The sequence below is a fragment of the Nocardiopsis halophila DSM 44494 genome (assembly GCF_000341245.1).
In the GTDB taxonomy this organism is placed as follows: Bacteria; Actinomycetota; Actinomycetes; order Streptosporangiales; family Streptosporangiaceae; genus Nocardiopsis_A; species Nocardiopsis_A halophila.
On the sequence record NZ_ANAD01000108.1, the window covers coordinates 1 to 9,180 of the forward strand.

General features: G+C 76.0%; 6 protein-coding genes and 1 pseudogene. 2 read left to right on the forward strand and 5 right to left on the reverse strand.

Going from position 1 to position 9,180, the window contains the following annotated elements:
• The first annotated feature begins 74 nt into the window (after window positions 1–74).
• Window positions 75–1,871 carry an ATP-binding cassette domain-containing protein gene (locus D450_RS0113535; RefSeq protein ID WP_017539206.1) on the forward strand — a complete coding sequence of 599 codons (1,797 nt, stop codon included), beginning with the start codon at window positions 75–77 and terminating at the stop codon, window positions 1,869–1,871.
• 28 nt (window positions 1,872–1,899) lie between these two features.
• Here the strand turns inward: D450_RS0113535 and D450_RS0113540 are convergent, their stop codons facing one another.
• From D450_RS0113540 to aztB, 5 genes and pseudogenes are all read right to left on the reverse strand, one after another.
• The gene (locus D450_RS0113540; RefSeq protein ID WP_017539207.1) at window positions 1,900–2,931 is read right to left on the reverse strand and encodes a phosphatidylinositol-specific phospholipase C domain-containing protein; all 1,032 of its coding nucleotides are present in this window, start codon (window positions 2,929–2,931) and stop codon (window positions 1,900–1,902) included.
• A 262-nt stretch (window positions 2,932–3,193) separates the two neighbouring features.
• Window positions 3,194–4,393 (reverse strand): zinc metallochaperone AztD, encoded by a 1,200-nt coding sequence (aztD, locus tag D450_RS0113545; RefSeq protein WP_017539208.1) that lies wholly within the window; start codon window positions 4,391–4,393, stop codon window positions 3,194–3,196.
• 62 nt (window positions 4,394–4,455) lie between these two features.
• Window positions 4,456–5,424 (reverse strand): zinc ABC transporter substrate-binding protein AztC, encoded by a 969-nt coding sequence (gene aztC, locus D450_RS0113550; RefSeq protein WP_017539209.1) that lies wholly within the window; start codon window positions 5,422–5,424, stop codon window positions 4,456–4,458.
• Between the two features lie 98 nt (window positions 5,425–5,522).
• Window positions 5,523–6,716: a hypothetical protein gene (locus tag D450_RS34280; protein WP_017539210.1), complete on the reverse strand. Its 1,194-nt coding sequence runs from the start codon at window positions 6,714–6,716 to the stop codon at window positions 5,523–5,525.
• Window positions 6,713–7,595, reverse strand: a pseudogene (gene aztB, locus D450_RS34285) (zinc ABC transporter permease AztB). Before aztB ends, D450_RS34280 begins: the two are co-directional and overlap by 4 nt.
• A 50-nt stretch (window positions 7,596–7,645) precedes the next feature.
• Between aztB and aztA the strand changes: the two are divergent.
• Window positions 7,646–8,338, forward strand: a complete 693-nt coding sequence (gene aztA, locus D450_RS0113570) for a zinc ABC transporter ATP-binding protein AztA (RefSeq protein ID WP_017539213.1) — start codon at window positions 7,646–7,648, stop codon at window positions 8,336–8,338.
• Window positions 8,339–9,180: the final 842 nt, after the last annotated feature.

Genomic DNA, 9,180 nt, shown 5'->3' on the forward strand with positions numbered 1-9,180 from the left:
AACGACGAAGCCCCATGAGAACGACGGCCGCACCACCCCACGCTTCTCGAGAGCCCGCGGCAGGGCAGGACCCGGTGACGGCCCCGCGCCGGTGGCATCGGGGGCTCCTCCGCAGGCTCCTCCCCCATGGGCTGCGCTTCTTCCGCCGCCACAAGGGCGGGCTCCTCGGGCTGGCCGCGTGGTCCCTGCTGGAGTCGGTCCAGACGTTCCTGGTCGGCTTCTCGATCGCCTGCTCCCTGGACCGCGGGTTCCTCGCCGGGCGGCCCGCCGAAGGCCTGGCCTGGCTCGGCGTCGCCGCCGCCTCGGTGCTGCTCGCCGGACCGGTCCTGCGCGGAGTCTTCCACCGGCTCTCCGGGATGGTCGAGCCCTTCCGCGACGGCCTGGTCCGGCGCGCCGCGGACCAGGCCCTGCGCCGGGCCGTCGCCGACCCCGCCCGGGCGGCCGAGGCCGAGCGGGCGGCGGTCTCCCGCCTCACCCAGCAGACCGAGATCGCCCGGGACGGCTTCGCCGGACTGGTGCTGACGGTGCGCTCGTTCGCGTTCACCGCCGTGGGCGCCGTCGCCGGGATGGCCGCCCTGGCCCCCGAGCTGCTGCCGGTCGTCCTGCCGCCGATGGCCCTGGGCCTGCTGCTGTTCCTGCTCACCCTGCCGCCCATGGCCGCAGCGCAGCGCCGCTTCCTCGACGCGGACGAGGCCTGCACCGACCGGGCGGCGGCCCTGCGCGTCGGCCTGCGCGACCTGGTCGCCTGCGGGACCACGCGCCCCGCCCGGGACGAACTGCTCCGCCTGACCGAGGAGGCGGCCTCGGCGGCCAGGGCCCTTGCGCGGTGGACGGCGGTTCGGACCCTGGCCCTGGGGGCGGCCGGGCAGCTCCCGGTCATCCTGCTCCTGGCCGCGACCCCGTGGCTGCTCGACCAGGGCGTGAGCGCCGGGGCGCTGATGGGGGCGCTCACCTACCTGGTCCAGTCGCTGCTGCCCGCGCTGCGGACCATGATGACGGCGGTCGCGGCGGCGGGGAGCCGCCTGGTGGTGGTCCTCGACCGGTTCGTCCCCGAGGAGCAGGAGGAGAAGCACGCTGAGGAGCCCCGGGAGGAGGGAGAGGAGGAAGGCGAGACCCGGGACGGCGGCGCCGGACTCCCGGACGGCCGTGCCGAACCGGCCGTGTACTGCCGGGACCTGCGGATCTCCTACGGGGCCGGCACCCGCCCGCTGGTGGACGGATTCGACCTCGACGTGCCGGCCGGGGCGCACCTCGCGGTGGTGGGGCCCAGCGGCATCGGCAAGTCCACGCTCGCACACGTCCTCACCGGCCTGCACACCCCCGACCGGGGCACCGTCCGGCTGAGCGGCCTGCCGCCGGGCGGGGGCGGCGCGCGGTCGCTGGCGCGGCGGAGGGTGCTCCTGCCGCAGCAGGGGTACGTGTTCGCCGGAACGGTCCGCGAGAACCTCGCCCAGCTCGCCCCCGAAGCCGGGGACGACCGCCTCGGCGAGGCCGTGGCGGCGCTGCGGCTCGGCCCGCTCGTGGACCGCCTCGGCGGACTGGACGCCGAGGTGGACCCGGCGGCGCTCTCCTCCGGAGAGCGCCAGATGCTCTGCCTGGGGCGGGCCTACGCCTCCCCCTCGCCCCTGCTGATCCTGGACGAGGCGACCTGCCACCTCGATCCGGGGGCCGAGGCCCGCGCGGAGGCGGCGCTGGCGCAGCGCCCGGGGACGACGCTGGTCGTGATCGCGCACCGGCTGTCGTCGGCGCTGCGCGCCGACCGGATCCTGCTGCTGGACGGGGCGGGCACGGCCTACGGCACCCACGCGGACCTGATGCGCGGATCGCCGCTCTACCGGGACCTGGCGGGCCACTGGGGCGTGCCCGCCTGATCGCCGTGCCCGCCCCGGCCGTCGCGCATCACCCCCGGGGCAGGACCATGCCCAGCACCGACGGCGGCCCCGTCCAGTCGCTGGTCACCGTCGTCGCACCCGCCTCGGCGAGCTCGGCGACGCGCTCGGCGGCCTCCTCCTCGCCCGGGGAGACGGGGTCGATGGCCGGGGAGACCGCGTGCGCCCCGGTCATGATCAGCAGGTAGCCGTTGTCGGCGTACCAGGAGGTGTCGATGCCCCCGCCCCCGGCGTAGGCCGTCGCGCTCCCGTCGAACACCACGAACCACGGCCGGATGCCCTCGTCGTAGCGCTCACGGGGGTCGCCGGGCTCGGCGTCCAGCACCGCCGGGAACGCCGCCGCCCGGCCGACCTCCCCGGCCTCGGCGAGGTCGCGCAGGTGGCGGCCGTACTCCTCGTCGGTCCACAGGTCGTCGAAGGGGTTGCCGCGCTCGACGGTGCCCGGGATCAGCTCGACGAGGATCCTGCCGGCGAGGGCGTCCCGGTCGGCCCAGGCCCCGGCGCGGGCGGCCTCGTCCAACGTGGCGTGGCCGCCCTTCAGGTCCGCGGGGCGGTAGAGCGCGTCGCCGAGCACCTCGCCGAGCAGCGCGTCGAACTCGGCGGGCCCCATCCCGCTCGCGGCGTGGAAGCCGTCCTTCATCTCGATCTTCAGCGTGAGGGGCCGGTGCCCGGCGTTGGCCTCGTGCCAGGTGCGGATGTCGGTGAGGCAGGCGCGGAAGTCGTTGTCGGTGCCGCCGTCGCGCAGGTCGTCGGGGTCCGTCGCGCCGACGCAGTTGTTGCTCTGGCCGAACAGGTCGTGGCTGACCCGCCAGTCGCCCGTGTGCTCGTCGGTCCAGACGTCGGTCTCCAGCAGCCCGGCGCCGCTGTCCAGGGCGTCGGCGAAGTAGGGGAAGGCGGACTTCTCGTAGGCGTTGTGCACCCCCACCGCCGTGGTGGCGGCGAGGGAGCCGGTGTCGGCGTGGGCAGGCGGGGCGAGGGCCAGGACGAGGGCGGCAGCGGCGGCGGGGCCGAGCATGCGCGCGGTGGCGGCCGGACGGGGCACGGGGCCTCCTCGGGGGGGATGCGCGGGCCGCCTGCGGGGATGGCGGGGGCGGCGCACACGCGCGAGCGGGGATCCGGGACGGGGGCGGGGCGGGGGATCGGGCGCCCGGAGGGCACGATGGGCAACCGTACGGTCGCTCATCGTGCCACCCCGGAAGGGCGCTCGGAACCCGCGCGTCCGTGAATTCTCTTCGGACGGCGGGAATCCCGAGGGTCACGGGAGCGACCGCGGCACCCGCCGCGGCCGCCCCCGTCCCCGCCGGTCAGCCCTCGATGCCGGTGATCTCGTTGGAGGCCTCGGGCAGCTCGGTCTCCTCCTGGACCTCACCGGAGGCGATGTCCACGGCGTACAGCCTCTTCTCCCCGGGGTCGGTCACGTAGGCGGTCCCGCCGCGGACGAAGAGCGTGGGACGCGGCTCCTGCCACTCCAGCGGCTCGCTCCACTCCCCCCTGACCGGGTGGGAATCGGTGACCTCGGCCGACTCCGGGTCGATGACGTGCAGCGCGCCGTCGGTCCCCAGGATCAGGCCCTCGCCGTCCGGGCCGCGCCCCAGGGAGCGGAAACTGTAGCTCGTGCCCAGGTCCACGAGCTCCAGGCCGCCCTCGGCGGTGTCGAGGACCGTGACGCGCTCAGGGCGCTCCAGCTCGGCGTCCGGGTCGGTCTTGTAGTCGCCCAGCACGTACCGGGACCCCTCGTGCCCGGCCTGGTTGCCGATGCGGCCGTAGTCGTCGGGGCTGTCGATCTTGCTGAGCGCTCCGTCGCGGTAGACGAGCACGCCGTCCTCGCAGCCGATGACGACCGCCTCGTCGCGGGCGGTGGCCTCGCCGTGCACCCCGGGGCACTCCTCGTTGCGCTCGATCTCCTCCCGGTCGGCGTCGAGCACCTGGACGCCGGTGCGCTCCTCCTCGTCCCCGAGCGTCACCACCATCTCGCCGTTCTCCAGCACCACGGCGACACCGTGGTGCGGGTGGTCGGTGGTGTGGGTCTCGGCCTCGGGGAGCCCGTCGCCCAGGTCGGCGGGGTCGAACACGGTCACCTCGCCGGCGCCGTCGGAGAACAGCACGGTCCTGCCGGCGTGGCGGACGACGTGGCCGGGCTCGGGCGCCTCGAACTCCTCGTCGGTGAGCTCGGCGCCGGCGGCGTCGAGCACGCGGAAGCCGGTCGAGGTCGACACCAGCACGTGGCGCCCGTCGCCGGCCGGGTTGAGGCGGTTGAAGCCCTCCAGCGGGATGTCCTCGACGACCTCGAGGGTCTGCCCGTCGAGGACGAAGATCCCGCCGTCGTAGGTGGCCACGAGCGCGTCGGCGGCCTCGGCGGCGGCCTGGTCGCCTCCGCCGTCCCCGCCGCCGGTCCCGCAGGAGGCGGCGGTCAGGCCGAGCGCCGCCAGTGCGGCAAGGGCGGCGGGTGCGGTGGCCCGCGGCCCGCGACGGGGTCGGCGCGCCGTCAGGGGCGGGTTCTGCATGGTAGGGGTTCCGTTTCCGTGCGGGGGTGTTCTGGACGAGGGGGGTAGGCCGGATCAGGGGCTCACCGGGCCAGGGCGTCCGCGATGGCCCCGGTGTTGTGGCGGGTCATCTCCAGGTAGGTCGGAGCCTCACCGTCCTCGCCGGTCAGGGACTCGCTGAAGAGCGGGACGACCTCGATCTCCAGGCCGGCCTCGTCGGCCATCACCCGGGCCAGCCGGTCGGGCCGGGAGGAGTCGGCGAAGACCGCGGGGACGTCCGCGTCGCGGACGGCGTCGGCCAGGGACTTCAGGTCCGCGCTGCTCGGCGAGGCCAGGGTGGAGCCGCTGGGCACCACCGCCCCGACGACCTCGAAGTCGTAGCGCTGGGCGAGGTAGCCGAAGACGTGGTGGTTGGTGACGAGCCGGCGCCGCTCCCCGGGCAGGGCCGCGAAGCGCTCGGCGGTCTCCTCGTGCAGCTCCTCCACCTGCCCCCGGTACCGCTCGGCGTTGGCGCGCACGCGGTCCTCGTCGGCGCCGTCGACCTGCGCGACGACGGCGCCGGCGATGGCGTCGACGGCCTCGGCGGCGCGCACCGGGTCGGTCCAGAAGTGCGGGTCGGGCCGCCCGGCGGTCTCGCCCTCGGTGTACTCGATGGGGTCGACGGCCTCGCCGACCTCCAGTCCCGAGGCGCCGGCCCCCTCGGCCGCCTCGACGTTGCGCAGCACGCCCTCCTCCAGGCCGAGGCCGTTGTAGACCAGCAGTTCGGCCTGCTCCATCCGCGCGGCCTGCCGGGCGGAGACCCCGAAGGAGTGCGGGTCGGCGTTGGGCGGCATGAGCACGGTGACCTCGGCCTCGTCGCCGACGACGGCCCGGGTGAGGTCGCCGAGGATGTTGGTGGTGACGACGACGCCGGAGCGGTCGTCGCCGAAGGCAGCGCACCCGGACAGCGCCGCGGGCAGGACCAGGGCGGTCAGGGCGAGGGCCGGGGCCGCGGCGCGGCGGAGGGCGCGGCCGCGGGCGCGGGGCGGGCGGGTCGTCGGCATCGCGGTCACGTGTGTCCTTTCGAGGAGGCCCGGAGCGTCAGGGCGGGGAGGAAGCGGGCCCCGGGAGGGCGGCTTCCCCTGGTTCGGCCGGGAGACCGGGAGAGGGGTCACCACCCGGTCTCGACCATGAGGTCGGGGCTGGTTCCGAGGTCGAAGGTGCGGGCGAGCCTCAGGTCGTCGTTGTAGTCGAGTTCGTAGACCGCATCGGCGGCAGGGTCGTTGACGTAGGCGCGGGCGGTGTCGATCCGCACGGCGGGCGCGGGGCCGTCCCCGTCGGGCGGGTCGAGCAGCTCGGTCCGGGCGGTGCGCTCGCCGGTCCCCGGGTCGTAGGAGCTCAGGGCCCCGTCCTCGCCGAGGACGAGCACCGGCAGGTCTTCTCCGGCGGCGCCGACCGCGAGCGCGGGGCCGCCGTCGATGAAGGTCCATTCGGCCGCGCCGACGTCGAGGACCCACACGCCCTCGTCTCCGGCGGCCCCGGCCAGGACGGGGGCGCCGGGGCGGTGGTGGAGGCCGTCCACCGGCGGGGCGTCCGGGTCCTCCGGATAGGGGGCCTTCCGCGCTTCGAGGGCGTCGTCCTCCTCGGTCACCAGCAGGGCCCCGTCGGCGCAGCCCAGGACGGCGCCCCGACGGGTGACGGCCTGGCCGCGGGCGTCGGGGCACGGCTCGTCGAGGGCCCGGCCGGTGGAGGAGCCGTCGCGCTCCAGGACCCGCACGGCGTCCTCACCGCCCCCGGCGGCCAGCAGCCTCCCGGCGTAGGGCAGCACGGCGGCGGCGTCGGGCTCGGCCGTCACCTCGACCTCCCCCTCGTCGAGGGCGGCGCGGTCGAGCACCAGCAGGCCGCCGTCGGAGGCCAGCACCGTGGCTCCGGCGTCCCCGGAGGCCCGCAGCGCGCCCGCGCCCGTGCCTCCGGCCTCGCCGACCGTTCCGGGCTCGGCGCGGTAGTAGTGCACGTGGTCCCCGTGGTCGACCGTCCAGGCCCCGCTGTCCAGCACGCTCACCGCGTCACCGGTGCCCAGGTAGACGTGGCGGCCGTCGGTCGCGGCCGTCTCGGCGCCCGGGACCGGGTCGAGCCCGGTCACCTCCTCGGTCGCGGGGTCGAGCACGGACACCGATCCGTCCTCGGTGTCGGCCATGACCAGGCGCCACTGGGGCTCGGCGGTCTCCTCGGCCCCTTCGACGTACCCGTGCGGCGCGGCCCCGGGCTCCTCTGCGGTCCCGCCCTCGGCCGCGCACCCGGCGAGCACCAGGGCGCTCACCGCCCAGCAGGCCAGTGCCGGACCGGTTCTCCATCCGTTCGTCATGGTGTGAACGCGTGCTCCTGTTCGGGGACGGGGGTACGGGGTGCGGGCCGCGCGGGGGCGGCGGCCGGCCGGCGGTCCCGCGCGGCCGCCGCCAGGGCGGAGGCGAAGAAGAAGGCCACCGCGACGGCGGCGATGGTCGCCCCGGCCGCGGTGCCCAGGTGCCAGGACAGGACCAGGCCGGCGAAGGTCGCGGCCGATCCCAGCAGGGCCGCGCCGAGCATGATCACCGGGATCCGCCGGGCCCACGGCGCCATCGCGGCCGGGGGCGCGATGAGCAGGCCGAAGACCAGCAGAGTGCCCACCACGTGGAAGGAGGCGACGATCGCCAGGGTCACCAGGCCCAGCAGGGCCAGGTGGGCCGGGCGCGGGCGCAGCCCCAGCGTCTGGGCCTTGCGCGGGTCGAAGGCCAGCGCGACGAAGGCGCGGTGGCCCGGCAGGGCGACGGCCGCCGCGGCGGGGGGCNGCCAGGACCGCCAGGTCGGCCGGGCGCACGGCCAGCACGTCGCCGAAGAGGAACCCGGTCAGGTCCACGGCGAAGGACTGCGACCGGGACACGATGATCACGCCGAGCGAGAGCATGCCGACGAACAGCAGCCCGATCCCGGTGTCCTGGGAGATCCGGGACCAGCGGGTCACCGCGCCCACGCCGAGCGCCATGGCGACCGCGCTGAGGGCGGCGCCGAGGAACAGGCTGCCGCCCAGCAGCGAGGCCAGGGCGACCCCGGGCAGCATGCCGTGCGCCATCGCGTCGCCGAGGAAGGCCATGCCGCGCAGCACGACCCAGGTCCCGGCCAGGGCGCACACGGTCGAGACGAGCACGCCGGCCACCAGGGCCCGTGCGACGAAGGCCACCTCGAAGGGGGCGGTCAGCCAGTCCATGGGGAGACCGTACACTGAAAATGATTTTCGTTGTCAATCGAGGAGGCGACGTGGCCCACCGCACACCGAACGCCGTGGAGCTGCACGGCGTGACCGCCGGCTACGGCCGCACGACGGTGCTGGAGGGGGTGGCCGCCGTCCTGCCCCGCGGGCGTGCGACGGCGCTGGTCGGCCCGAACGGGTCGGGAAAGTCCACGCTGCTGGGGGTGCTGGCGGGGGTGCACGCGCCGACCGCGGGGCTCCTCGAGCGGCGCCACCGCGAGCGCCCGGCGCTGGTGGTCCAGCGCAGCGCCGTGCCCGACGCCCTGCCGATCACCGTCCGGGAGACCGTCGCCATGGGGCGCTGGGCGCATCTGGGCCCGTGGCGGCGCCCCCGCGCCCGGGACCGGGCCGTGGTGGCCGCCTGCATCGACCGGCTGGGCATCGCCGACCTGGCCGACCGCCCGCTCGGGGGGCTCTCCGGCGGACAGCGGCAGCGGGCGCTGCTGGCCCAGGGGCTCGCCCAGGAGTCCGACCTGCTCCTCCTGGACGAGCCGTCGACCGGCCTGGACACCGGCGCACAGGAGGTGATCCAGCGGGTCCTGGAGGAGGTCGCAGGGGAGGGGGTCACCGTGGTGTACGCCACCCACGACGCCGATTCGGCGCTGCGGGCCCACCACCGCCTGCACCTGCGCAACGGGCGCATCACCGCCGAGGCCGCGACGGCCGCCCCGCCCGCCCGCGTCCCCGACGAGGTCGCCTGACCCGGGCGGGGGCTCCCCGCACGACGCGCCGCCCCCTCGGGTCCGGCCACCTGTCGCACGGAGAGATCGAGCGCCCGGCCGCCTGCCCGGCCCGCCTGGACCGGAGCGACCGCGCATCCGCCGAGCGCACTCCCCCGGACACCGCTACGAACTCGCCGACAGGGTTCGCCCCCTGGCCAACGGACGTCGGCGGCGGCCGCATCGGCCGGCGGGGTCAGTTCCGTGCGACCGGTTCAGCACGGCCGTCGCGGTTCGGAGGCGGCCCTGCCCCTCCTCCGGGATCCTGACCGGCGCCCCGGCGGACACGGACCAGCGATCCAGCGGCCGGACCCGAACGGCGTATTCGGTCGTGTCCGCTGAAGCAGCGGGACATTCCGTTTTCCACGCCCCGAGAAAGCCGTGACGAGGCCCGCCGCCCGCCGCCTCGGATGGTGCGGTGGTCGCCGTCGGCCGAAGGCGACGACCGGAACGCCCACCGCCCGGCAGGGAGCGGCCGCGGATTCGGTCGCCGCTCTTCAAGCACGGCGACGCTCCCGTGCCGCGCACCGCGCCCCGCAGGCGCAGCACGCCGCCCTTCGGCGGGCCCCCTGCGATGTGAGCTGCGCCCCTATCGCCACGGAGGCCGACGAACGTCACTGCCTGCTGGAATACTCAGAACTCCCCTCGCTCGCACAGGCCGGAGACGCATTTCCATGAACCGTTCAGGCATCGTCCTCGCGCTGCTCTACGCCGGACCCGGAAGCTCGGTGCGGCGCGACGGCGACGGACGCCTGGAGGTGGCCCCCGCCTCCCGCCCCGACGACGGCGGCCAGGTGCTCCTCACCCACGACCAGCTCCTCGAA

Excerpts from the sequence above, each read along its gene's own strand:
- aztD (WP_017539208.1), bottom strand. The coding sequence starts at position 4,393 with ATGCAGAACCCGCCCCTGACGGCGCGCCGACCCCGTCGCGGGCCGCGG.
- D450_RS34280 (WP_017539210.1), bottom strand. The coding sequence starts at position 6,716 with ATGACGAACGGATGGAGAACCGGTCCGGCACTGGCCTGCTGGGCGGTG.